We start from the raw sequence: 24010 nt of genomic DNA, 5'->3' as shown, positions 1-24010 counted from the left end.
GTGTGATTACTCGGCAACGTTCATAAATCCGTGTCTGCCCGTTCGATGGGAATATGACCGAGGCCTAGGTCTACCGTGGCCACAACCGGATACCCTCAGAGACGTCATCTACCCTCAAAATAGGGGCTTCGGCACTCACGGCTCGTCTACTATCCACGTCTAATACGTCACCACAGTGACACCGAGTGCGTCGAAATCCTCGACGTTGGCGGTGAGGACAGGCTCGTCGTAGATGTCCGAGACTGCTGCAACCATCGGATCGACCTTGTCGATACCGCTTTCACCGCCAGCGTTCTGGTCGGCCCGTGCGAGTAACTGTCCAGCCCGGTGAGCCATCGTTTCGTCCTGTTCGACGACAGGATACATTCTAAGCGCGTTCTGAACGCTCCGCCGCTCTTTTTCGTCGCCGAACTCCGCACCGTAGGTAAGTTCCATGACGACCGGCGAGGGGACGCGTTGGACGGTGTTCGATTCGGAAAGCTTGAGCCCCTTCTCGAACGCATCCTGTTTGCCGTCGAAGAGGTCGATCAAGAACGAGGTGTCGAGGATCACTCGAATCGTTCCCGGAGTTCGCGCTTCGCATCGACGTCCGGTTCTCGCTTCGTTTCGAGACGGTCCCGCATCTTCTCTGCGGTCTCAGACGAGAGGATACCAGCGACGTCCTCCGGGTTGGGTCCCCCGATAAGGCGACGGAGCGTCTCTTCCATCGTCTCCTCCTCGCGTTTGTGTGCTTTGACGAACTCGTGGAACGTCTCCGAGACGCGGACCGATTTGCTCATATGCTGTATACTCGGGTATACGAGCTTATCAATTCTCGGTCGTCGTTCGGGTACCCGGTCGACCGCGCGTCTTCCAGCATCGCGGTGGACGACCTGCCGGAGCCTATGTCTCCCGTGGCCACACCAAGATACCCACAGAGACGCCTTCTACCGTCAAGAAAATGGCCTCGGCACTCATAGGGTTCGTCATCGCGCACGCGGGTTCACACCCCGCGGGCTCGGAACACGAGCTTTCGTCATCGGCCACGCGGCGGTACACGCCACAGCACAAAAAGTCCGTCAGTGCGTGCAACATGAGAGATGTAAGTCACAAAACGTTATGTGATGGAGTGTCCAATCCCAGCCAAGCAATGACAATCAGGCAGGCAATCGGATGGTACAGTCGGGGGCACGACGGGTACCGACAGACGAACGCGATAGGTAGCAGAGCATGAGCGGAGCGAAACTGGTCGGACTCATCGTTCTCGGGCTGCTTCTCTTCGGTGTCGTCGGTGCCGCAAACGCCGTCACGACCGCCGAGCGAACAGTCCTGGACGCCGACTACGTCGACGAGCAACTCGAATCCGGCGGCGCCTACGAGTCGATGCGGGAGACGACCATCGATACGATTGTCGACCGACTGGAGGACGCGAACCTCAGCGAGGGACAACAGCTCCTCCAGGCAGGTGACGAAACGGACAGCCGGTCGCTCGTTGCCGACGCGATAACTGAGGAGTACATCCAGGACCAAGCCAGCGACAACATTCGGGAGTTGTACGCGTACCTGCACGGCGAGCAGGAGTCGCTGGGTATGGAAATCGACATGGAGCCGTTGAAAGACAATCTCGCCGACTCCTTCGCATCGCAGGTCGATGAGAAGAACACGAGCACGCTGGTCGAAGAGTTCGGCCCGGACAGTTCACAGACGCCAGTCCCAATCGACGGGAGTCTCGTCGAGCAGATGCGGTCGAGTCCTGAGGGGTACGAGCAGGCGCGGCTGGACTTCAGAGTGGATCTCGGCTTCGAAGTGACGGACAACGACGAGAAATTGGTCCTCATCGGCGAGGACCCGCGGCAGTACAGCGAAGACGAAAAGGAGCAGATCGTCCGGAACCGCGAACAGGAGATTCGGAACGCGATCAGACAGGAGATACAGGACAGTTCGAGTCGGCTCTCATCGAGAATTCAACAGGAGGTCCAGCAGCGACGGGGCGATGCGAAAGACCGCATCTGTGAGTCGACGGTCGACGAGCTCAACCCGGACGCTGGTCAGGAAATTTGTTCGCCGCTGTATGAGGACAGCAGCGACACGACGCACCTGGACAACGTGACCTACGCGGCGGTCCAGCTGCAGTACGTCATCGTCGACGGACTGACTCGCGAACAGGTGCAGTACGATTACAACCAGTTCAACACCGACCTCACCCAGTCCGAGGACCACCTCTCGACCGAAACGGGTGACCTCGCACGCGACCGCATCGAGCAGGAGGTGCCGGACACGCTGAACGCCTCCGACCAGTTCGGCTCCGACGCCACGACTCAGTTCGAAAACGCACAGCGCACCGTCGGAATTATCGACACTGTCTATCTCGTGTTGCCCGTCGTGGCGCTGCTGCTCATCGGGCTCGCGTTCGTCATGACCCGCTCGCTGGAGACGACGGCGACGTTTACCGGGATCGTTCTCGCACTCGTCGGCGGTCTCTACCTCGCCGTCACGACGGTCTTCGGCGGGACAGTGGTATCGGAAATCGAATCAGCGATGCAGAGCAACGACGCAGCCGAATTAAGCGACGTCATCGTGACCCTCGTCGAGAGCATCCTCGGCGTCCTCACCACGCAGTCCGCGGTGTTGCTGGTCGGGGGTATCGCGCTGATCGTCCTGTCGTACCTGAGCAAGAGCGGCCGACTGCCTGTTTCAAACCGCGGGTAAGGGCTTCTCCAGTTATTCCTCGATTCGTTCGCGGGCCGCAGCGACGACCAGCGGAAGCGTAATCGTCGCATCGGCGTAGACGGAGGCGTTTCGTGCAGCGCGTTCGAGTTTGCCCCACGAACGCGCCTCGTCGAGCGTCGCGCCGGAGAGCCCACCTGTCTGTGGTGGATCCATCGTCAACTGAACGCCGTAGTCGTAGGCGTCGGGTGCAACCAGCATCGTCTGGAGGACGTAGTTCTTCGGGACGCCACCGCCGACGACGAGCGCACCCGCGTCGTCTGCCTCGAACGCCTGGTCGGTCAAATCGTCCATGTCCGCGAGCGCGTCCAGCGAGAAGTCACTCGTCTGAGAGTACATCCACGACTGCAGCCCCAGCACCGAATCCTGGACCGCCGGACAGTAGATGGGCACGTCCTCTTCGTATGCGGTCGCAGCGATACCCGGAGATTCGTCGACGCTCTCCCGGTCGTTGACCGCGGCGTTGGCCCGACCCAGCTCTTCGGTGAGTCGCCGGATGCTGACGATACCCTCGTCGGCGAGCGGCGGGAACACCTCGTCTCTGAGATGAGACTCGAAGGCAGCGAAGTGCTCCTGGGGGAGGTAGACGTTGTAGATTCGGTCGACGCCCTCCTCGCGGAGCTGTTCGTCGTGGTCCCGTTCGGATTTCTCGGGGTCGTCGTGTGGGCCGGTGCGGCCGTGGTGGTGTTTGCCGCCGATTGCCTCGATAGTGTCGTGGGTGAGATTCGCACCGGTAGTGACGAGGGCGTCGACGTAGCCGTCGCGAATCAGATCGGCGACAATGGCGCGCATGCCAGCCGGGACCATCGCGCCGGCCAACCCCATGAAGACGGTCGTGTCGTCGTCGCCAAACATCTCGGCGGTGATGTCGACGGCCTCGTGGACGGTCCGGCCGCCGATACCGCTGTGTGCGTACTCGTCGGCGAGGTCGCCGACGCTCATGTCGGCGCGTGCCTCCGCGTGAGCGACCGGGTCGTGATGGAACTCCTCTCGCTCTGGTTCGTCAGTCATTGTTCCTGTGTGGTCGGTCGGCGGGCTAAAACACGGCGGTCTCAGGGCAAGAAGTTTGGGCTCTCCACCGCTATCATCCAAGAGTGACAGCCAGTCCCCCCACCGGCTATGATGGGCCAGCACTTACCCACCTGGCCGCCGACGTTCCGACCGACAGCGACGAGACGCTCTCCGTGACAGCGCCGTTCACTGGTGAGACAATCAACGAAGTCCCCGCGTGTACGTCCGCCGATGTCGATACAGCGGCAGAACGAGCGCGTAAAGCACAGGAATCGTGGTCGAGTCAATCAGTCGAGGAGCGGACCGCAACAATCGAACGATTCGTCTCACTCGTTGAAGATGCTCGGGGAGACCTCCTCGACCTCGTCCAACTTGAGAGCGGCAAGGCCCGCTACGACGCTCTCGAAGAGGTTCTCGACGTTGTATCGACGGCAACCCATTACGCAGACCGAACGGCAGCGTATCTCTCCGCCGAACGCAAAACGGGTGTCGTGCCACTGCTGAGCCAGGTTCGAACACACAGGGACCCCTACGGCGTCGTCGGATTCATCACGCCGTGGAACTACCCGCTGACACTCGCCGTCTCCGACGCCCTGCCCGCACTGCTGGCCGGCAACGCCGTCCTCGTCAAACCGGCGGAGCAGACACCGCACACCGCACTCTTCATCACCCGACTCCTGCACGAGGCTGGCGTCCCCGAGGACTGTTTTCAGGTCCTGCCCGGAGAAGGTGAACGACTCGGGGAACCGCTCATCGAAGCCGTCGACGCCATCAGTTTCACCGGGAGCACCGCCGTCGGTCGAGAGGTTGCTGCCCACGCCGGGCGGGAACTCGTTCCGGCGTCGCTCGAACTCGGCGGCAACGGGCCGATGATCGTTCGCGCCGACGCCCCGCTCGGGCGCACGGTCACGGGCGCGGTCCGTGGCGGGTTCGCCAGCGCCGGCCAGCTCTGTATCGCTACCGAGCGCATCTACGTGCACGAATCCAGGTACGACGCGTTCTGCGACCGCCTCGTCGAGCGCGTGCGCGACCTTGACCTTGGAGTGAATTTCGACTACAGCACGGACGTTGGCTCGCTCATCTCCGAGACTCACCTGTCGAAGGTCCAGTCACACGTCGACGACGCCGTCGACGCCGGGGCGACACTGCTGACTGGTGGTCGCCACCGTCCAGACGTGGGACCGCTCGTCTACGAACCGACAGTCCTGACGGACGTTCCGGACGACACCAGCGTCGCCTGCGAGGAGACATTCGGCCCGGTCGTGACCGTCACACCCGTCGAAGACGATGAGGACGCGCTCGCTCGCGCGAACGACGGTCCCTACGGACTGCACGGCTCTGTCTGGTCGGGTAACGACGAGAGGGGGAGCGACGTTGCCCGCCAGCTCGGCTGTGGCACGGTCTGTGTCAACGACGCCTACATCTCGGTGTGGGCGGCGACAGACGCGCCAATGGGCGGCCGCAACGACTCCGGTATCGGCCGTCGCCACGGCGACGAGGGATTCGAAAAGTACACTGAGACCCAGAGCGTCGCCGTCCAGCGAGGTCACCCCATCGCACCGCCGGCTGGCGTTCCGAACCGCGTCGTCGCCGGCGTTCTCACAGCCTACCTTCGCGTCGCGCGGGCGGTGGGACTGCGATGACTGCGTTCCTCACTGGTTTCCCCGGCTTTCTCGGCGTCTCGCTGACCGAGCGCCTGCTCGAACGCGGCGAGTCGGTCACCTGCCTCGTCCAGCCGAAATACCTCGATGTCGCCACCGAGCGCGCAGACAGCCTCCGTACGTCGGCCGACGTGCCAGACGGCCGGCTCACGCTGGTTACCGGCGACATCACCGACCGGAATCTCGGCCTGGATGACCCGCAAACCGTCCGTAAGCGGACCACCGAACTCTACCATCTCGCGGCAATCTACGACCTCGGTGTCGACCGTGCGCCCGCCGAAGCGGTCAACGTCGGCGGCACAGAACGAATCCTCGATTTCGCAGCACAGGCCAACATCGAGCGACTGCACTACGTCAGTACCTGCTACGTCAGCGGCCGCCACGACGGCGTCTTCGGTCCCGACGACCTCGACGTGGGCCAGTCGTTCAACAACCACTACGAGGCGACGAAGTTCGAGGCCGAAGTCGCCGTTCAGGAGCGGATGGCCGATGGCCTCCCGGCGACAATCTACCGCCCGGCAATCGCCGTCGGCGACAACCAGACCGGCGAGACCGAAAAGTACGACGGGCTCTACTACCTGCTTCGGCTCCTCGACCGCCAGCCCCGGATTGCGGTGGGACCGGTCCACCCGCCGTCCCGCCGATACGAGTTCAACGTCGTCCCGCGGGATTTCGTCGTCGACGCCATCGCCCACCTCAGCGGACGCGATGAGACGGTCGGCGAGGTGTTCCAGCTCTGTAATCCGAACCCGCCGACGGTTCGGCAGCTACTGGGGCTGTGTGGGGAGGCACTCGACCGACGCGTCGTGCGCGCACCGGTCCACGCTGGTGCGACACGCCGCCTGCTGGAGCGGTTCGACCCGCTCGCCCGACTGCTGGACGTAGAGCCGGCGACGATGGACTACCTCGCGCACCCGACGCGGTACGTCTCCCCGAACACGCAGCGGGCACTGGCGGATGCCGAAATCTCTTGTCCGCCGCTGTCGGCGTACATCGACAATCTGGTCGCGTACATGCACGCCCATCCCGAGGTGTCAGCCAACGCGATGGCCTGAAAAGAGTCTCACAACCCGGTCGGATGGTCGACGAACGTCGTCTCGACGCCCCATTCCTCGACGATTTCCTGCAGCGCCTGCATGCCGAAGGTTTCCGTCGCGTAGTGGCCAGCCAGGAAGACGTGGATTCCCGCCTCGCGTGCCTCGTGGTAGGCTTTCCCCTTTCCTTCCCCGGTGACCAGTGCGTCGACGCCCTTCTCGATGGCTTCGTCCAGCCAGTCGACGCCGCTGCCGGTGACAATTGCCACATCGCGAATCGACGAGGGACCGAAGTCGAGCGTCTGGATTCCCTGTCCGCCGGTCTCGAGGTTCGCTTCGAGACGCTCGGCGAGAGTGTCGACGGTGTAGGGGTCGGTCGCAGTGCCGCGCTGGCCGATGTACTCGCCGCCGAGTTCACCGAAGGGCGAGCGATTTCCCAGGTTGAGCACGTCGGCGACGCCGGCCGCGTTGCCGAATTCCTGGTGCCCGTCCAGCGGGAGATGCGAGACGTACAGCGCGATGTCGTCGTCGAGCAGCGCGGCGATGCGCCGGTAGTGTTTGCCGGTCACCCGCTCGAACCCGCCCCAGGAGAGCCCGTGGTGGGTGACGAGCAAATCCGCACCGGCCTCGCTGGCCCGCTCGATGGTCTCGGCGGCGGCGTCGACGGCAAAGGCGACGTGGTCGACCTGCTGCGTGGCCGGGCCAACCTGGAGGCCGTTGGCGCTCGCGTCGAGGTCGGCGTACGCGGCGGTCGCGAGTTCGTCGTCCAGTCGTGCGGTGAGTTCGGCACAGTCCATAGAGTGTGGTTGAGCAGGCCACCCCGTATGCGTTGTGGCGCGTCGCCGTCGTTGCTTACTCCGAACGGACCAACTGGTCGCCGTCCTCGCCGATGAGACCGCGGTCGACCGCGAGATCGATGACCTGTGCACACTCCGACTGGGAGAGGCCGTAGGCGTTGGCCGCGACCGTCTCGATTTCGTCGCGAGCCACCGGGAACGTGCGGTTCTGGAGGAGTCGCATCACCTTGTTGTACTCCAGCGCGGAGATGTTCGTTCGAGTTGGCTCCGAATCGGGTGCCGTCCCTTCGCTCTCCGCTGCAGATTCAGCAGTAGTACTCCCGTTAGTTCCCCCCGGTTCATCACTGTCATCAGACTCGTCATCCGTGGACTCACTGGTTGCCTGAAACTCCGTCGGAACGTCCGGCTCCATCGCCGACTGGAGTTCCTCGTCTTCGTCGTCTTCACCGGCGTCGCCCTCCTCGTCGAGAATACTGCTGTCGATATCCCCGGCCAGCGCATCGATGTCTTCAGCAGTCACGTCGTCGGTCTCCGATTCCTGCTTCGCCTGCGGTTCAGTCGCACTCCCAGTCTCCGGTTCACTCTCGGTCTCAGCACTGTCAGCGGTATCGAACTCGTCGGGAACGTCCGGCTCCATCGCCGATTGGAGTTCCTCGTCTGTGTCGTCCGTCTCCTCCCCGTCGTCGAGAATACCGGCGTCGATGTCACCGGCCAGTGCGGCGACATCGTCAGCAGTGACTGGTTCGTCGTCACCAGTTATCTCGTCAGCACCAGTCGTCTCGGCAGTATCGTCTGGGATTTCGTCGTCGTCAAACACGTCGTTCTCTTCGTCGGACTGCTCGTCTCCGCCGGCAACAGCTTCCGAGGTCTCTGCCACGTCGTCGGCCGCCGACTCCCACATTTCGTCGCCCGATTCCTCACCTGCGGTCTCGTCGGTCGACTGCGAGTCGTCGGCGGTGGCAGGCGCTGCAGTGTCCTCACCCGGTGTGTCACTCACCGCGACACCAGTGTCCGCGGTCGCTGTCAGTACGCCGTCCTGTGGTTCTGTTGTTGCACCGAGTGAGGCGGACCCGGACTCGACGACGGCGTCGAGAACCGTCTCGAGTTTCTGGTGACAGGCCGGGCACAGCGTCGCCGTCGGCACGTCCTCGCTCTCACGAAGCGATTCGGGAACGACCGGGTACTGCTGGAGTCGCTCGTCGAGCGCCGCCCCACAGAAGTAACACGAAGAGAGATGTTCCATGCCAGAACCGAGCGGGGCAGGTGGCAAAAAACCCCACGCCCGCCGGACTGGCTGTCAGGCGTCGGCGTGTGCGTAGACGAACGCCCGCAGGAGTTTCGCTCCCAGCGTCGCCGCCTGCCCGTCGTCGCGGTCGTTGACCTCGACGACATCGAAGCCAATCGTGTCGGGAGCGACCGACCGCACCACGTCGTGCATGGTCGCCGGCTCCAGCCCGAACGGCTCTTTCGTCCCCGTTCCGGGCGCGAATCCGGGGTCGGCGGCGTCGATGTCGACGCTCAGATACACGTCCCCCGAAACGTCGAGTTCCCACGAAGGCACCTCTGCTGGTGGAACGACCGTCACGTCCTCGCTGTCGGCCCGGTCCCACTCGGCTTCACAGCCGGAACGACCACCCAGAACGACGGCGCGGTCCGCAACGTCGAGCGCGTGGCGGGTGACGGTCGCGTGGCTCAGTTCGTTACCGGCGTAGGACTCCCGGAGGTCCAGATGAGCGTCGAGACAGACGAACACGTCCGGGTCAAGTGCGCGAACGCCCGCGACCGTAACGGTGTGCTCGCCGCCCACGAGAAGTGGAACCGACCCCGCGCTGTCGAAATCCGAGACGGCTCCGCTGAGAAAGTCCAGATACTCGGCGGCGTCGTCGGTGGGTGAGATGTCACCGTGGTCGTAGACCGCGAGGTCGGTAAAGTGCTGGCCGGTGTGCTGGTCGTAGTCTTCGAACGATTCAGCGAAGTGGCGGACGCGGCGCGGTCCGAAGCGGGTGCCGGGCTGGAACGTCGTCGAGGCGTCCAGCGGCGCGCCGACGACGGCGTAGTCGGCCTCGCTCCGGTCGGCGACGGCGCCGGGGAACATTAGACGATTTTGCGCTGTTCTTCGTACTGGAGGAACTCGATTTCGTCGTCGGCCGAGAGGTCTTCCTCGCCCGCGCGCATCACGAAGTTGTCGTAGGTTTCGAGGTCCATGACCTGTACTTCGCCGTCGCGAACGTCGAGCACCTGCCCCTGTTTCCGGTTGATAATCGGTACCCACACCTTCGCATCGACAGGCTGGGAGAGCGAGCGCTTCTTCCCGTCGAAGACGCCCTTCGCGTCGATGCGCGCCTTCGCACTGCCGTGCTTTCCGGGCTTTGCTGTGCTGTAGGAGGTGATCTTACAGGGAACGTCGTCGATCATCACGTAGCTTCCCTCGTCGAGGTCGCGAACTTCCGTTTGCTGTCGTGGCATGCTCCGGGATTGTCTACCGGCGAGTATAAACGGTTTGGAATGGCTCAGCCGCCGTCGTCGGTCTCGTCAGACTGTTGAACCGCCGCGTCGCCGAATCCGAGCGCGCCGCTCGCACCCTCGCTGTCATCGCGCTCGCGGAGGTTCTGCCGGGTGAACTGCGGTTTCGCGCGGATGCCCCGCCGTTTCCGGAACGACCGATACAGCAGGAAGCCGACGGCGAGCGTCAGTCCGCCGGCGATGGCGATCGCGAGCGTCGACCCGGGCTGAAACGAGTACAGCATCGCCGTGGAGATACCGCCGGCAGCGAGCGCCAGCCCCAGCACCAGTCGCTTGCCCAGGCGTTCGAGGACGAGCTCGGAGTCTTCGACGTCTGCTCGAATGTGGAAGTCTTCGCGCTCGACCCGGTCGAGTGCGTCCTCGATTTTCGGCGGAATCCGGACGGACGACTCGACGGCGTCGCGCCCCTCCTGGACGCGGTCCTCGACGAAGTCACGGACTCCCGCCTCGATGAAGCCCTGTTCGTTGAGGTACGTCGTCGCCACCGAGATGAAATCGAAGTCCGGATCGAGCGTCACGCAGACGCCCTCGACGACGGTCGCCACACGAAGGACAAGTGCGAGATTCGAGGGGAGCCGAAGCGGGAACTCGTAGATGGTGTCCTCGACCTGCTGGACGATTTGCTGGACGCGGTACTGTTCGACGTCTTCGCCGCGTGCGTCGGCGATGGCCAGTTCCATCACGTCGCTCATCACCTGCCGGTCGGCGTCCGGACTGAGCGTCCCCATCTCGATGAGCGTATCGAGGATAGCGTCGATGTCCTGGGCGGCAACGGCGGTGTAGAAGTCGACGATTTTGTTCTGGATGAACGGGTCGACGTAGCCACTCATCCCGAAGTCGTAGAAGACGAGTGTCCCGTCGTCCTGCACCGCGAGGTTGCCGGGATGCGGATCGGCGTGGAAGACACCGTCCTGGATTATCATATCGAGGTAGGCACGCTGGAGCGTCTCGGCGAGTTCTGTTCGGTCGAGATGCTGCGTGTCGAGTTCGTCGACATCGGAAATCTTCGTCCCCGGAACGTACTCCATCGTCAGGACCCGGCCAGTCGAGTGCGTCCCGATGGTGTCCGGGATGCGGATGTCGTCGTTGTCCTGGAAGTTGGCCTTGATCTCCTGGAGCATCCGAGCCTCGCGGTTGTAGTCCATCTCCTGACGGATGGTTCGGGCGAACTCGTCGGCCAGCGTCTCCAGCGAGAACGCCTGCGCGTCGCCGACGAAGCGGAGAAGCAGCGGGATCGACCAGCGGACGACCTTCAGGTCGGACTCGACGAGGTCTTTGACGCCGGGCCGGCGGATCTTCACCGCGACGGGTTGGCCGTCGATTTCGGCATAGTAGACCTGACCGAGGCTGGCACCGCTGATGGCGTCGGTGTCGAACTCGGTAAATCGGTCCTCGACCGGACCGAGGTCTTCCTCCAGTACGACTTTGGCGTCGTCCCACGCTGCGGGCGGGACGCTGTCCTGGAGTTTCGAGAACTCCGCGATGTACTCCGGCGGGAGGATGTCCGGTCGTGTCGAGAGGAGCTGGCCGAGTTTGATGAACGTCGGCCCGAGCGTGAGTAGCGAGTCGAGGAGTGCCGCTGCGCGGTCGCGGCGCTGCTCGTTCGAAACCTGCCGAGACCCCCCGAAAAAGAGGAACCGCCGGCGGTCACGAGCGTACGCGAGCATGAGCGGCAGAAACTGGTACGCGACGACGACGAACCGCCAGTACGCGCGCAGGTTCACCGTGGCTCACCCATCGATGGGAATTGTTGTCTCGGGCGCAGCCGACTGCTTGGGGATGTGGAGTTCCAGCACCCCGCGTTCGACAGTTCCCTCGGCACCGGAGCCGGTCGCGTCCAGTGGCAGTGGGAGTTCCGCGTCCAGAAACAGCGAGCGCTCCTCGCTGACGTACCGGAATTCGGGCGGGACATCTTTCTCGCGACGTGCCTCGATGACGAGTTTGCCGCTCTCGACGCTCACGTCGACGGTTTCCGGGGTAGTTCCGGGCAGATCGATAACGAGCACGTACGCGTCCTCGCCCTCCAACAGGTCTGCATACACTGCGTCGGGCAGGTCACGCAACGCGTCACGGAGCGCTGACATACCCGTAGATATGGACGGCACGGCGTTAAAGCCCCCGATACTGTCCCACCAGGAGGTCACTCTTCGAGGTCGGTCAGCGCGGCCACGCGGTCGGCACCGAGAACGCGCGTGCCCTCCCAGTTGCGACTCGGCCGGGAGACGTGAATCCCGTCGATACCCGCGTTGTGGGCGGCCTCCACGTCTGTCGGGTCGTCACCGACCATCGCGCCGACGTGGCCGTTGTGAGCCACGCCCAGCTCCGACATCGCCATCTCGACCGGCGTCGGGTCGGGTTTCCATCCCGTTTCGTCCGAACAGCAGACGACGGTGTCGAACCAGTCGGCGATGTCGAGCCGTTCGAGTACCGGGCCGGTCAGGTACTCCTGACAGTGGGTAACGACGCCGACCGGGATGTCAAGGCCAGAGACGAAGTTGGCAGCGTCGTCGTAGACGTACGTGGACTCGGCTCGCGTAATCGGGTCTTCGACCTCGTGGAACACGTTCCAAAAGCGGTCCTGATCAATATCGCTCTTCGCGAACAGTTGCTCGCGGGCGTTGCCGATACCGTACCACAGCAACTCCGCCTCGCGGTCCGTAAACTCGTGTCCCAGCCGGTCGCCTATCTCACCGACCACCTCGTGGATGTACGGCTGCTCGATATCGACGACGGTTCCGTCGAGGTCTAGCAGCCAGAAGTCGTAGTCGTCACCGGCCATCGGATTACATCAGTAGGTCGCTTGTAGATAAGTACTTTCCGGTGAATATCACCGGTGATTCAGCAATACAAGCAGACACCTTACGACCATATGCAAGCACTGACGAACAATTGTGGGACTATTCGTAGATGTTGTCGAACCGCTCGGCGAGTTCGATATCATTGTCGGTGATGCCGCCGGCGTCGTGCGTCGTCAGCCTGACTTCGACTTCACCCCAGGTGATAGTCATCTCGGGGTGGTGCCAGGCGTCCTCTGCGACCCCGCCCGCGCCGGACGCGAAGCCGATACCGTCGAGATAGGAGTCGAACTCGTAGGTGCGGACGATTTCGTCACCTTCGCGGGCCCACGCGTCGGGAAGCCGTGCCTCGATCTCCTCGTCTGAGAGCAGGTCTGTCATATACGGTCGAACGGCTGCCAGGACGAAGACAGTTTGGGTGGGACCGCCGCCGGAGAATCAGTCGTCCAGTTGGTCGAGGACGGCAGTCGGCATCTCCTCGCGCATCCCTGGCGGAATCTCTTCGGGACTCATCCCCGCGACGAACGACGGCGGAACGTCGTCTTCCGGTCCGAAGTTGGGGTCGAACAACTGGAGCGCCGTCTGGATGGTCGACCAGTCGTCTTCTGCGGCAGCATCACGGAGACTGCTGGTCGGCGCTGCCAGCAGCTGTGAGACGATGGCGTCGGCCATCGATTCGACGATTGCCTCCTCGTCGTCGTCGAGATCGAGTTTCCCCATCGCCGTCTGAAGTTCGGCGGCTTTGACGCGCTCTGCGCTCTCGTACATCGCTGAGATGACCTGGTCGGCGCGCTTGCGCTTGTACTGTGCCAGCAGGTTGTCGAACTCGGTGTCGACGATGTCCTCGACCGCTTCTGCGGCCCGCTCGCGCTGGCGGCGGGTCTTCTCGGTCACCGATTCGAGCGCGTCGAGGTCGTAGACAGTCACGTTCTCCAGGTCGTCGGCGTCGGGCGAAACGTCACGCGGCTGAGCGATGTCGACGACGAACGTCTCCCCGGCGGCTGCCAGCGCGTCCCGGTCGATGACGGGACCCGACGACCCGGTCGCGGAGACGACCACGTCCGCTTCGGCGACGGCAACCGACAGCGCGTCGAGTGCGATGGCGCTGGCCTCCGCGTTTGTCTGTTCGGCGAGGTGGGCGGCGTGTGGGACCGTGCGGTTGGCCACCAGCAATCGTTCGACGTGATCGCCCAGCGACTTGACGGCCAGCGACCCCATCTCACCAGCGCCGACGACCAGTCCGGTCGCCTCTTCGAGCGCTCGCTGCTCGCTGGCGAGCTGGACCGCAGCACTCGCCAGCGAGACGACACCCTCGTTGATCGCCGTCTCCGTGCGTGCGCGCTCCCCGACGCGAATCGCCTTGGTCACGGCGTCTTCTAGAAGTGGGCCGATGCCACCGACGCTTCGCGCGTCCTCGTATGCGTCGCTGACCTGACCGAGAATCTGGTCCTCGCCGAGGACGAGCGACTCGAGCCCCGCTGCCACCCGCAGCAGGTGACGGAGACTCCGCTCGTGGTCCATCTCGGCGACGAGATCCGAGTCGATACCATCCGTAACGACGCCGAGTGCGTCGCGCCCCGTTTCGAAGTCACTCGTGACGACGTATCCCTCCACGCGATTGCACGTCTGCAGGACGTAGGCTTCCTCGACGCCACGCTGGTCGAGCAGTGTCGCAACCGTTCCGCGCTGGCTGGTCTCGACGACGGATTCGAGTTGCTCGACGGACGCGTTCGTGTGGGAGATGCTGATACCTGTGATGACGCCAGACCCGACTGTCACGAGCAATCACCTGTCACGTCCGAGATCACGTCAGATACTCTCTGTTCGATTTTTGGACTGCCACTATCTAAACCCTTCCAAACAGTTTCGTCCCTGACGACCGCTCGCAAGACGGCGCGCCGTTGGTCGGACGACAACCGGTCTTTCAGATCCGCACGTAGGTCAGCTGTCAGGTCTGCCATCGCCCCAGCATTCTCGACGACCGGTTCGATACGCTCCCGGAGTGCGCGGCTCAGTGCCGGGCTCTTGCCGCCGGTTCCGACGGCGACGACGACCGGGCCGTCCCGGACCGTTGCGGGAACGACGACGCTCCCGAGGTCGCGCTCGCCGGACTCGTCGGCGCGGTTGCAGAGAATACTCCGGTCGCGTGCGGCCGCCTCGATGGCGTCGTTGACCGCAGCGTCGTCGGTAGCCGCCACGACCAGCGCCGGGTCGGTGCGGGCAATCCACTCGGCGATCGCGGCAGCGTCGGGGTCGGCCCGGACCCGCTCGGCTCCGCCGAAATCGGCGTCACTGAAGGTCGGACTGACCACGACCACCTCGGCCTCGCGGGCAAAGCGACGCGCTTTCCGCGCACCGACGCCCCCACCACCGAAGACCAGCACCGTCTCGCCGCCGAAATCGTGCAACAGTGGTATCATCGCAGTCGTTCTATCGATGCTCGACCGTGTGAGAACTTAAACGACTCGCCCGTTCCCAGCAACCAGTACTGGATTATTCGACGACAGCGGTCTCTGGACTCTCGGCGTCGCCCCTGATAGCCGTCGCCTCGTGACCTGCGGCCTCGACCGCTGACAGAATCTCGGCGGTGTCAGCGCTGGCCTCGAAATAAAACACCACGTCGAAGCTCCCGTCGCGGAGGAGTTGCTGACACTCCCAGACGAACTCCTCGCCATCGAGCGTGAGCCCCTGGTGCTGGTTCGACGAGAACTCCGGGTCGTCGGTTCCCGAGTAGACGAACGTGTCCGTCGGGTCGTGTCCAGCGTGTTCGGCGATGATATCGCCGACGTCGACGGTCAGCTGATGCATCTGTGTCTCACCGCTGCCGTCGAGGTCGGTGTGGACGACCAGTCCGTCGAGTTCGATCTCGCCAGGCTGGAGCAGTTCCCAGGTCCGTCGCCGGAGGTCCGCGTCGATGGCATCGCTCATACTCGACGGTTCGCAGGCGCGCGTAAACGCCTCACGGTTCGCTCCGCCCGGACTCTACGCTTCGTCGATTCCAGTCTCGACAAAGCAATTGACCACCGGACAACACGGTACTCCGCCGCAGAATCACCCCCGGAATGGAGCCGTAAGCACAAGATTCTTATCGGCAGCCTGATACCCTTTCGGTAATGTTGCGCCGATTGCGTCGTCTCGCCGATAGCGCCTACGAGCGGGTGCTACGGCGCGAACTCGGCCAGACACCCTCCCACGTCGCAGTTATCCAGGACGGCAATCGACGCTACGCGAGCAAGCAGGGACAGGAAAAAACCGAAGGACACCGCGAGGGCGCTCAGACCACCGAGCAGATTCTCCACTGGTGTGACGAACTCGACATCGACGAGGTGACCCTCTACACGTTCTCCACGGAGAACTTCGAACGCTCCGAGGAAGAACTGGAGGCACTGTTCGACCTCATCACCGAGAAGTTCTACGACTTCGCCGACGCCGACCGCGTGCACGAAGCGGGCGTCCGTATCCGCGCCATCGGGGACATCGGCCGGTTGCCCGAGCGCGTGCAGGACGCCGTCGCCTACGCCGACCGCCGGACCAGCGAGTACGACGACCTCAACCTCAACATCGCGCTGGCCTACGGCGGCCGCGCGGAACTGCTCGACGCGACTCGCGACGTGGCCCACCGGGTCGCCGCGGGCGACCTGGAGCCAGCGGATATCGACGACGAGACCGTCTCGGAGGCGCTGTACGAAGGCCCGACGCGGGACGTGGACCTCATCATCCGCACCGGCGGTGACGAACGCACCTCGAATTTCCTCCCCTGGCAAGCAAACGGCAACGAGGCCGCGGTGTACTTCTGTGCGCCCTACTGGCCGGAGTTCCGGAAAATCGACTTCCTCCGGTCGATTCGGACCTACGAGCACCGCGAGAAGTCGTGGCGACAGACCCGCGCTCGCCGTGCGCTCGCACTCGTCCGCGCGCTGGGCGAAACCGAGTGTGCCGAAGCCACACGCGTCCTCCGACGCTTTCGCGGGGCACTCCCCAGCAGCGAGCGGGAGACTATCGACGCCGACCCCGTCGAGGAGCGCGACCCCGCCGCCGACTAGTCGTATTTCGGTGACTGAAGCGTCGTCTGTGCGGCCGGTGACTGTTCGACGAGTTCCTGCATTCGCGGCGTGAAATCCCACGTGTGCAACCGCGAGGGGTCGATAGTGATAGTGACTTCCTCTCGCTCGTCGCTGAGAAGCCACTGTGCCATCTCCGCCTCCTGCGTCCCGAGATAGCGGTCGACGAGCGACCGGAGCACGTCCTTGGCACCGTCTTCTTCGAGCGTCGCGGTTCCAGCGCCGCGCACGCCCATGTACGGCGGCCGGTTCGTCGATATCTCGAAGCAGACCTCGTCGTTCTTGCGGAGAAATCGCACGACATCCGCGCCCGTGGAGGTGGCACACTCGAAGACCCCGTCACGGTAGCGAAACCACAGTGACAGCATCCAGAGACCGCCACTGGGGTTGTGACAGCCGAGTCGGATCGGAACGATGGCCTCGTCGAGAAACGTCGTTACCTCTTCCCGTGACCAGACACCGTCGACAGTCGTCATTGTCACGACATTCGTGCGCATTCGGCATACGCCTTCGGGAAACACGGTCCCGAACCGGGACCGGCTCACGCGTGCCGATGTCGCCACCACAGCCCGTGCGCTTCGAGCGCGACAGCGAGCACGAGCGCGATGGCGGCGAGCAGCCCCCAGCGTTCGAGTGACACCGGCTCGGTCCCGAGAACGAGCTGTGCCGGTGGCAGATACATCGCGCCGACGTGCACCAGGAAGGCAAGTGCCGTCCCGGCGAGCAAGATCGGACTCCGGAACGGCGACAGCGTGAATATCGACTGCGTCTCCGAGCGGGCGTTCCCGATGTTGACGATTTCGAATAACACAAACAGGAGAAGTATCTGATTCCGGACCGCTGGATCGGTCAGTCCGGTATCAAGCAGCCACTGGAAGGCGGCGAACCCAACGCCACCCATCACGACAGCGGCGACAGCGACCCGTTCCAGCATGAGACGGTTAAAAATGCGCTCGTCCGGCGAGCGAGGCGGGCGATCGAGCGTGTCGTTTTCCTCGGGTTCGAACGCCAGTGCCACGTCCTGAATGCCGTTTGTCACCAGGTTGAGCCAGAGCAACTGGACCGGTGCGAGCGGGAGCGGAAGCCCGGCGGCCAGCGCGAGTAACACGAGCGCCACCTCGCCGGCACCAGTCGAGACGAGCAGGTAGATCACCTTCCGGATGTTGTCGTAGGCGATTCTCCCCTGACGGATACCCGAGACGATGGTGGCGAAGTTGTCGTCACTGAGGATGATTTCAGAGGCGTCACGGGCCACGTCAGTGCCCGAGCGTCCCATCGAGATGCCGATGTTTGCCTGTGTCAGCGCCGGCGCGTCGTTGACGCCGTCGCCGGTCACCGCGACGAAGTGGCCGGCCTCGCGGGCCGCCTTCACGATGTCGAGTTTCTGCCCGGGTGAGACGCGTGCGAAGACCCGGACTCTGCCGACCAGTTCGGCCAACTCCTCGGCGTCGGCCTCCGCAATATCGCTCCCGGTCACGACGGTCGGGTCCTCGTCGGTCAGATTCAAATCCTCCGCGATGGCCAGCGCCGTCTCGGGGTGGTCGCCGGTCACCATCGTCACTGTAATACCAGCGGCATCAGCGCTTTCCACGGCCTCTCTGACACCCGGGCGAATCGGGTCGACCATCCCGACGAATCCGAGAAACGTCAGCCCAGTCGGCTTTGACGGTGGTTCTCCCGGGTCGTAGTCGGAAATGCGCCCCTCCGCGAGCGCCAGCACCCGGTAGCCGTCACGAGCCATCTCGGTCGCCATCTCACGGACCTGTTCGGGGTCGAAGGCCGCGTCGTCGATCGCACGGTCGCACATCTCGACAATCTGCTCTGGTGCACCCTTGACAGCGGTGCGGACGCCCTCCTCCTCGTCATCGTTGAAGGTCGCGGCAAAGCGATACTCCGATTCGAACGGGATTTCACCGACCTGCGGTTCCGCCTCCAGCGCCTCAGAGCGCGTCCAACCGAGTTTGTGCCCCAGCGTCAGCAACGCCACGTCTGTCGGGTCCCCGCGCCAGTCCCACTCCCCGTCGCGGCGAAACAGCGACCCCTCGTTGCACAGCACCCCCGCACGGGCCAGTCGTGCCAGGTCGTCAGAAGCGTCGGGGGGCGGGGCCTGTCCGTCGTGGCGAATTTCTCCTTCGGGTGCGTATCCCTCGCCGGTCACCTCCAGTGTCGTCCCGTCGGGTAGTCGCACCTGCCGGACAGTCAGTTCGTTCGCCGTCAGCGTCCCCGTCTTGTCCGTCGCAATCATCGTACAACTTCCCAGTCCCTCCACAGCGACGAGCCGCCGGATGATAACGCCGACGTTGGCCATTCGGCGACTCGCCACACCGAGTGCGACAGTCATCCCGACAGGGAGCCCCTCGGGTATCGCCGACACCGCAAGTGCGACCGCAAAGAGGAACATCTCGACTGGCTCGTATCCCTGGACGAAGACACCGACGAGCGCAACGAACACGGCGGCGACCAGAACGGTGACGCTGAGTGCCTGCGTGAACCGCTCCATCCGGACGACCAGCGGCGGTTGGCCGCCCTCGACAGTCGTGATATCTTCGGCGAGTTGTCCGACGACAGTCTCTGCACCGGTTTCGACGACGACGCCGCGGGCCCGTCCGCGCGTCACGACTGTCCCCGCATAGGCGACGTTCTTCCGGTCGCCGACGCCGAGTTCGTCGCTCGTCTCCCAGTCGGCATCTTTCTCGACCGGTTCGCTCTCGCCGGTGAGCGCCGACTCGTCAACTGCGAGGTTCTGCGCGTCGAGCAGGCGAACGTCAGCCGGGACGCGAAACCCCGACTCCAGCAACAGGATGTCGCCCGGCACCACCTCGGCGCTGTCCACTTCGACCGTCTCACCGTCACGGAGGACCGTCGCTCGCGTCCGAATGAGGTCCTGCAGTGCGCGACTGCTCCGCTCGGCGCGCCACTCCTGAACCCCACCGACGACGGCGTTGACCACCAGCACGAGTGCGATAAAGGCCGCGTCAACTTCCTCGCCGATCGCCAGCGAGACGACCGCCGCAGCGGCGAGGATGTAAATGAGTGGACTCTTGAACTGGCGGAGGAAGATACGCCAGGTCGGGACTGCCTCGGCTCTCGGCAGTTCGTTCGGCCCCACGTCGGTACGTCGGCGGTCGGCCTCTGCCGACGAAAGCCCGTCAGTATCGGCGTCGACCGCCTCAAGTACCGCTGAATGGTCGCGTTGATACCAGTCGCGCTCCGCCGAATCAGCTGTGGTGTCGGCCGCCATCGACTCTCGATAGAAGTGTCTCGACGACAGTATTTCAATCCCCCCTGTAAGTATTCCGTCCTAACAAGAATGCGTTTCCGATCCGGGAGAGAGGGTCGCGCTGGTCGTGACGACATTCGGTCTAGCGACCGAACTTCCGGTGGACTCACTCAGTTCGTCCACCGGCGTTTGGGCGCTTCGCTTCGCTCAGCGCCCAAACCTCCGCTGACGCTCCTGATAATCCCGAAGCGCCCTGAGGTAGTCCCGCTTGCGGAAGTTCTGCCAGTTCACGTCCGTGAAGTACAGTTCCGAGTAAACGGACTGCCAGATCATGAAATCCGAGAGGCGCTCGGCCCCCGTCTTGATGACTAAATCCGGTGCAGTCGGGAACACCAGCCGTCCTTCGATGTCGTCCTCGGAGATATCTTCGGGCGAGAGGTCCCCGGCTTCGACGTCTTCGGCGATGCTCCGAACCGCGGTGGCGAACTCGTGTTTGCCGCCGAGACCGATGCTCACCTGGACAGGGGCGTCGACGCGCTTGTGATCTTCTGGACCGCGAACCGCCAGTTCTCGCGGTGAGTCGACGGCCTCCAGTTGTTCGCGCAGCGTTGGAACTGCCTCCTCGTCGAGGACACTCACGTAGACGACGACGTGCTCGGCACCGTACTCGAAGACCCACTCCAGCAGGGACGACAGGGTGTCGTAGGCTCCCGGGGTCAACAGGTCTCGTTCGGTGACGACGACGGCGACGGTATCGGGGAGAGTGGCGTCGCTGAGACGGATGCGGGCGGCGAGGTAGGTGTCGTACAGACCCACACCGGCGCTTTTCCGGGCGGGAGCCTAAAACCAACGGCTCCGGCTTCGCTTCGGAAAGAGTAAGTGCATCTCGGAAATATCCGGCGGTAGTGACTTCCACTGTCCGACGGGCGGCGGCGTTCGCGCTCGTCGGGAGTCTCGCTTTCGCAGTCCCCGTCTTTGCGGCGATAGACGAGCCAGCGTTCGCTACCGTTGCGACCGCCGGCCCGTTCCTCGTCGTCGCCGCCTTCGCGCTCTCGGTCGAAGAGGGAACGACCGCGTTCGAGTTGTTCGCCCGGCCCGGCGACCGCCGCGACGGGAAACTCTACGGACTGGCTGGCTTTACGCTCGCCGCGGCGGGTCTCGCTATCTTCACCATCGGCTTCGGGATGCCACACCACGTCTTCGTCGGAACGGTGTTGCTGGTCTCGTTTGGCAATCTCGGCGCCCAAATCGTCCGCCTCTGGACGACCGAGCGCGTCCTCGCGACAGCCGGCTTCGTCACCGCTGGCGCTATCGCCGCCGCTATCGGCCAGTTCAGCGCGGCCTGGCTCGTCGGCGTCCCGGCGCAGGTGCCCCGGCTTGCTTTCCTCGCGACCAGCGGTGCGCTCCTCGCAGCGCTCCTCCGGGCCGTGCTCTTCCAGCGTGACGACCCACTCGTCATGGCCGTCGTCGCCATGCTACTGTGGCTGTTTACCTCACTGACGGGCGACATCTCGACGACGCGTATCGCCGTCGCACTCGGCGTCACCGTCGTCCTCGGCTACGCGTCCTACGCGCTGGAGACTGCATCGCTCCCGGGCATGCTCACCGGCGTGTTGCTCGGTCTGTGGACCATCGTCCTCGGCGACTACGGCTGGTTCGCCATGCTCATCGCCTTTTTCGGCATCGGCGGATTGGCCGCGAAGTACCGCTACGAGGAGAAGAAACGGCGGGGAATCGCCGAAGAAAACGAGGGGGCCCGCGGATCCAGCAACGTCCTCGCGAACTCACTGGTCGCACTCGTCGCGGTGCTCGCATCCGCGGCCAGTCCCGACTTCGGCGTGCCGTCGCGGCTCTTCCTCTTTGCCTTCGCCGGCTCGGTCGCTGCCGCGATGTCCGATACCCTCTCCAGTGAACTCGGTGGCCTCTTCGACAATCCGCGACTCATCACGACCCTGCAGGTGGTCGAACCAGGAACCGACGGCGCGGTGACCTGGCAGGGAGAACTGGCCGGTCTCGCCGGGGCCGGCATCGTCGCCGGTATCGCGCTGCTCGGCTTCGAGACGATGCAGCCGGTCGGTGCCGGCGTCATCGTCGCCGCGGGCGTGGCCGGCATGACCGTCGACAGCATTCTCGGGGCGACAATCGAGGGATGGCTGGTGGGCAACCAGGGCGTGAACTTCCTCGCGACGCTGGCCGCGGCAATCGTCGGTGGGGCGCTAGCGGTCGCCGTTGGACTCACCACACTATGACAGAGATTCGTGAGGGAGCACCTGCGGACCTGCCTCGCCTTCGCACCATCCAGTCCGCGCTGGCAGAGCCCTGGCCGGAACTCCTGGCAACGGCGACGAAAGGCCCACCCCCGCTGTACGTGCTCGTCGACGGGCAGCCGATGGGGTACGCACTCGTCGTCGGCGAACGCGAGGGTGTCGCCTACGTCCCCGAGTTCGCCGTCCACCCTGACGAGCAGGGACAGGGGTACGGCTCGCAACTGATGACGTGGCTCTGTGACCGACTGGCCGGGGAGTTCGACGAGATACGCCTGACCGTTCAGGAACGCGACGAGCGGGCACGTGGCTTCTACCGCACCCACGGATTCGAGCAAATCGACCGCCTCGAGGACCACTTCGAGAGTGGAGACGGTCTGTTGCTCGCCCGGTCGCTCTCGACCTAGAAGTCGGAGCCGGCGCGAACCCGAACGTTCGTCGGCTGTTTGACGAACTCGCCGATATCGGTCGCGACAATCTGGCCGACACCGCGCTGGGCGGCCACATCGAGTATCCGCTGACTGAGTGTGTCGTCGAGGACGACAGTCGCAGGGACGGTCTCGGCCGCTTCGATCGTGTCGAACACGTCGTCGGCAGCCGACTCCTCTAGCAGAGTCAGCGACTCGTCGAGTAGCCGCGCCTGGTCGGATTCCTCGGCGATGACCGCATGGACGTGCCCCGCGAGCGTCTCCGGTGGCCCCTCGACAGCCGACGACGCCTCGGTTTCCGACGCCTCATCGACAGCAGATTCCGCTGTGTCCGTCGATTCTTCGGCCGCCGCCGGCTTCTCGTCCGATGTGGACTCACCGGTCGATGCCGAGTCATCTGTCGCCGAACTCGTAGCCTCAGTGCCGGCAGGATCAGCCGATTCCTCCGCTTCGTTCGTCGCATCCGACTCCGCAGTCTGCGCTCCCGTCACCGCCTGTTCGACTGCGGTCGACTGCTGAGCGGAAGCCGTCGACGCTGTGCTGTCAGGAGCGGTTTCAGCAGTGTGGTCGTCGGGAGCCGACTCGCCAGCGGAGTCGGAAGTCGTGTCGTCGTCGGTCTCGCCCTCCGCTGTCTCAGTGCCGTCTGGCGAGGGGTCGGGTTCGACAGTGGTCCCGGGAGTCAGATACTCGTGGGGCGACGGGTGCTCTGCGACTTCGTCGTAGAGCGCCTTCTTCCGGAGTGCCGACAGGATCTCCGACCGCGAGAGGTCTTCGACCGAGCGACCGGGCGGAGCGAAGGTCACGTAGTCGACCGCGCCGACCTGCGCGAGTTCCTTCAGGATGAGGTCTCCGCCACGGTCCCCGTCGAGAAACGCCGTCACCGTCCGGCCGTGGGTCAACTCGGCGATCGTGTCGGGAACGTCGGTCCCCTCGACGGCGACGGCGTTTTTGATGCCGTACTGAAGGAGCTTCAACACGTCTGCACGGCCTTCGACGAGGATGATAGCGTCGCTGTTTGCGACGCGCGGCCCCGCCGGCAGCCCCTCGTACTCCGTGATGTCTTCGACGCGGACGTTCTGGCGTACCTCCTCGACGAGTTCGGTACTCGAGAGTGTGGACTCCTCGAACTCCGCGAGGAGGTCCGTCGCGCGCTGGACGACCGTGCGTCGCTTGGCCGCGCGGGCGTCTTCGAGTTCGGTCACCTCGAACTCCGCCCGACACGGACCGACCCGGTCGATTGTCTCCAGTCCGGCCGCGAGCACGGCCGTCTCGACCTTGTCGAGACCGCTCGCGATTGTGACTGTCCCGAAGGAGCGTCCCCCTTCGGATTCTATTTGTACGTCGATACGGCCGACCTTCGAAGACTCCTGAAGGTCACGGAGGTCGAGGTCGTCGCCGAGCAGACCTTCGGTCTGGCCGAAGATGGCGCCGACAACGTCACTCCGCTCGACCACCCCGCTCGCGCGGATGTCTGCGTGAATGAGATATTTCGCTGAATCCTGCATGATGT

General features: G+C 64.1%; 24 protein-coding genes. 6 read left to right on the top strand and 18 right to left on the bottom strand.

Annotation, left to right across the window (positions count from 1 at the left end; translation table 11 throughout):
- Window positions 1-159: 159 nt before the first annotated feature.
- Together WDJ60_RS02195 and WDJ60_RS02190 are read right to left on the bottom strand one after the other, a co-directional pair.
- Window positions 160-552 (bottom strand): PIN domain-containing protein, encoded by a 393-nt coding sequence (locus WDJ60_RS02195; protein WP_340098160.1) that lies wholly within the window; start codon window positions 550-552, stop codon window positions 160-162.
- Window positions 549-779 carry a hypothetical protein gene (locus WDJ60_RS02190; protein ID WP_340098158.1) on the bottom strand — a complete coding sequence of 77 codons (231 nt, stop codon included), beginning with the start codon at window positions 777-779 and terminating at the stop codon, window positions 549-551. Before WDJ60_RS02190 ends, WDJ60_RS02195 begins: the two co-directional genes overlap by 4 nt.
- Before the next feature lie 430 nt (window positions 780-1209).
- Here WDJ60_RS02190 and WDJ60_RS02185 point away from each other — a divergent pair, with 430 nt between their 5' ends.
- Window positions 1210-2688, top strand: a complete 1479-nt coding sequence (locus tag WDJ60_RS02185) for a hypothetical protein (RefSeq protein WP_340098156.1) — start codon at window positions 1210-1212, stop codon at window positions 2686-2688.
- Between the two features lie 12 nt (window positions 2689-2700).
- On the opposite strand, the gene WDJ60_RS02180 is transcribed toward WDJ60_RS02185, so the two are convergent.
- Window positions 2701-3717 (bottom strand): deoxyhypusine synthase, encoded by a 1017-nt coding sequence (locus tag WDJ60_RS02180; RefSeq protein WP_340098154.1) that lies wholly within the window; start codon window positions 3715-3717, stop codon window positions 2701-2703.
- Between the two features lie 83 nt (window positions 3718-3800).
- On the opposite strand from WDJ60_RS02180, the gene WDJ60_RS02175 reads away from it, so the two are divergent.
- Both WDJ60_RS02175 and WDJ60_RS02170 read left to right on the top strand, forming a co-directional pair.
- The gene (locus WDJ60_RS02175; protein ID WP_340098152.1) at window positions 3801-5360 is read left to right on the top strand and encodes a succinic semialdehyde dehydrogenase; all 1560 of its coding nucleotides are present in this window, start codon (window positions 3801-3803) and stop codon (window positions 5358-5360) included.
- Window positions 5357-6433 (top strand): SDR family oxidoreductase, encoded by a 1077-nt coding sequence (locus WDJ60_RS02170; protein ID WP_340098150.1) that lies wholly within the window; start codon window positions 5357-5359, stop codon window positions 6431-6433. Before WDJ60_RS02175 ends, WDJ60_RS02170 begins: the two co-directional genes overlap by 4 nt.
- A gap of 8 nt (window positions 6434-6441) precedes the next feature.
- On the opposite strand, the gene WDJ60_RS02165 is transcribed toward WDJ60_RS02170, so the two are convergent.
- The 11 genes from WDJ60_RS02165 to WDJ60_RS02115 form a co-directional block, all read right to left on the bottom strand.
- A complete protein-coding gene (locus tag WDJ60_RS02165; RefSeq protein ID WP_340098148.1) occupies window positions 6442-7209 on the bottom strand; it encodes a Nif3-like dinuclear metal center hexameric protein in 768 nt (255 codons plus the stop codon).
- A gap of 55 nt (window positions 7210-7264) precedes the next feature.
- Window positions 7265-8452 (bottom strand): hypothetical protein, encoded by a 1188-nt coding sequence (locus WDJ60_RS02160; RefSeq protein ID WP_340098146.1) that lies wholly within the window; start codon window positions 8450-8452, stop codon window positions 7265-7267.
- Window positions 8453-8506: 54 nt separating this feature from the next.
- Window positions 8507-9304 carry an arginase family protein gene (locus WDJ60_RS02155; RefSeq protein WP_340098144.1) on the bottom strand — a complete coding sequence of 266 codons (798 nt, stop codon included), beginning with the start codon at window positions 9302-9304 and terminating at the stop codon, window positions 8507-8509.
- Window positions 9304-9675: a translation initiation factor IF-5A gene (locus tag WDJ60_RS02150; RefSeq protein ID WP_340098142.1), complete on the bottom strand. Its 372-nt coding sequence runs from the start codon at window positions 9673-9675 to the stop codon at window positions 9304-9306. The genes WDJ60_RS02155 and WDJ60_RS02150 overlap by 1 nt, the downstream gene beginning before the upstream one ends.
- Window positions 9676-9719: 44 nt before the next feature.
- Window positions 9720-11456 carry an ABC1 kinase family protein gene (locus tag WDJ60_RS02145; protein ID WP_340098140.1) on the bottom strand — a complete coding sequence of 579 codons (1737 nt, stop codon included), beginning with the start codon at window positions 11454-11456 and terminating at the stop codon, window positions 9720-9722.
- A gap of 6 nt (window positions 11457-11462) precedes the next feature.
- Window positions 11463-11816, bottom strand: a complete 354-nt coding sequence (locus tag WDJ60_RS02140; RefSeq protein ID WP_340098138.1) for an Hsp20/alpha crystallin family protein — start codon at window positions 11814-11816, stop codon at window positions 11463-11465.
- Window positions 11817-11872: 56 nt separating this feature from the next.
- Window positions 11873-12511, bottom strand: coding sequence for an HAD family hydrolase (locus WDJ60_RS02135; protein ID WP_340098136.1), 639 nt, complete (start codon window positions 12509-12511; stop codon window positions 11873-11875).
- A 118-nt stretch (window positions 12512-12629) separates the two neighbouring features.
- On the bottom strand, window positions 12630-12908 hold the full coding sequence (locus WDJ60_RS02130) for a 4a-hydroxytetrahydrobiopterin dehydratase (protein WP_340098135.1): 279 nt from the start codon (window positions 12906-12908) through the stop codon (window positions 12630-12632).
- Window positions 12909-12965: 57 nt separating this feature from the next.
- On the bottom strand, window positions 12966-14306 hold the full coding sequence (gene hemA, locus WDJ60_RS02125) for a glutamyl-tRNA reductase (protein ID WP_340098133.1): 1341 nt from the start codon (window positions 14304-14306) through the stop codon (window positions 12966-12968).
- Window positions 14303-14947 (bottom strand): precorrin-2 dehydrogenase/sirohydrochlorin ferrochelatase family protein, encoded by a 645-nt coding sequence (locus WDJ60_RS02120; protein WP_340098131.1) that lies wholly within the window; start codon window positions 14945-14947, stop codon window positions 14303-14305. Before WDJ60_RS02120 ends, hemA begins: the two co-directional genes overlap by 4 nt.
- A gap of 73 nt (window positions 14948-15020) precedes the next feature.
- Window positions 15021-15455, bottom strand: coding sequence for a DUF5778 family protein (locus WDJ60_RS02115; protein WP_340098129.1), 435 nt, complete (start codon window positions 15453-15455; stop codon window positions 15021-15023).
- A gap of 185 nt (window positions 15456-15640) precedes the next feature.
- Between WDJ60_RS02115 and uppS the strand changes: the two genes are divergently transcribed.
- Window positions 15641-16570 (top strand): polyprenyl diphosphate synthase, encoded by a 930-nt coding sequence (gene uppS, locus WDJ60_RS02110; protein ID WP_340098127.1) that lies wholly within the window; start codon window positions 15641-15643, stop codon window positions 16568-16570.
- On the opposite strand, the gene WDJ60_RS02105 is transcribed toward uppS, so the two are convergent.
- The 3 genes from WDJ60_RS02105 to WDJ60_RS02095 form a co-directional block, all read right to left on the bottom strand.
- Window positions 16567-17064 carry a pyridoxamine 5'-phosphate oxidase family protein gene (locus WDJ60_RS02105; protein WP_340098125.1) on the bottom strand — a complete coding sequence of 166 codons (498 nt, stop codon included), beginning with the start codon at window positions 17062-17064 and terminating at the stop codon, window positions 16567-16569. The genes uppS and WDJ60_RS02105 overlap by 4 nt on opposite strands.
- Before the next feature lie 65 nt (window positions 17065-17129).
- Complete coding sequence (locus WDJ60_RS02100; protein ID WP_340098124.1) at window positions 17130-19829, bottom strand: cation-translocating P-type ATPase; 2700 nt, start codon at window positions 19827-19829, stop codon at window positions 17130-17132.
- A gap of 186 nt (window positions 19830-20015) precedes the next feature.
- The gene (locus WDJ60_RS02095; RefSeq protein ID WP_340098122.1) at window positions 20016-20624 is read right to left on the bottom strand and encodes an undecaprenyl diphosphate synthase family protein; all 609 of its coding nucleotides are present in this window, start codon (window positions 20622-20624) and stop codon (window positions 20016-20018) included.
- A gap of 89 nt (window positions 20625-20713) precedes the next feature.
- Between WDJ60_RS02095 and WDJ60_RS02090 the strand changes: the two genes are divergently transcribed.
- Together WDJ60_RS02090 and WDJ60_RS02085 are read left to right on the top strand one after the other, a co-directional pair.
- Window positions 20714-22057, top strand: coding sequence for a DUF92 domain-containing protein (locus tag WDJ60_RS02090; RefSeq protein ID WP_340098120.1), 1344 nt, complete (start codon window positions 20714-20716; stop codon window positions 22055-22057).
- Window positions 22054-22479 carry a GNAT family N-acetyltransferase gene (locus WDJ60_RS02085; protein ID WP_340098118.1) on the top strand — a complete coding sequence of 142 codons (426 nt, stop codon included), beginning with the start codon at window positions 22054-22056 and terminating at the stop codon, window positions 22477-22479. The genes WDJ60_RS02090 and WDJ60_RS02085 overlap by 4 nt, the downstream gene beginning before the upstream one ends.
- Here the strand turns inward: WDJ60_RS02085 and dnaG are convergent.
- A complete protein-coding gene (gene dnaG / locus WDJ60_RS02080) occupies window positions 22476-24005 on the bottom strand; it encodes a DNA primase DnaG (RefSeq protein WP_340098116.1) in 1530 nt (509 codons plus the stop codon). The two genes, WDJ60_RS02085 and dnaG, sit on opposite strands and share 4 nt — an antisense overlap.
- Between the last annotated feature and the right edge of the window lie 5 nt (window positions 24006-24010).

Source organism: Salinibaculum salinum (assembly GCF_037645885.1).
Lineage (GTDB): Archaea > Halobacteriota > Halobacteria > Halobacteriales > Haloarculaceae > Salinibaculum > Salinibaculum salinum.
Note: the sequence above shows the minus strand (reverse complement) of the source record. Positions and strands in the feature narration are given on the sequence as shown.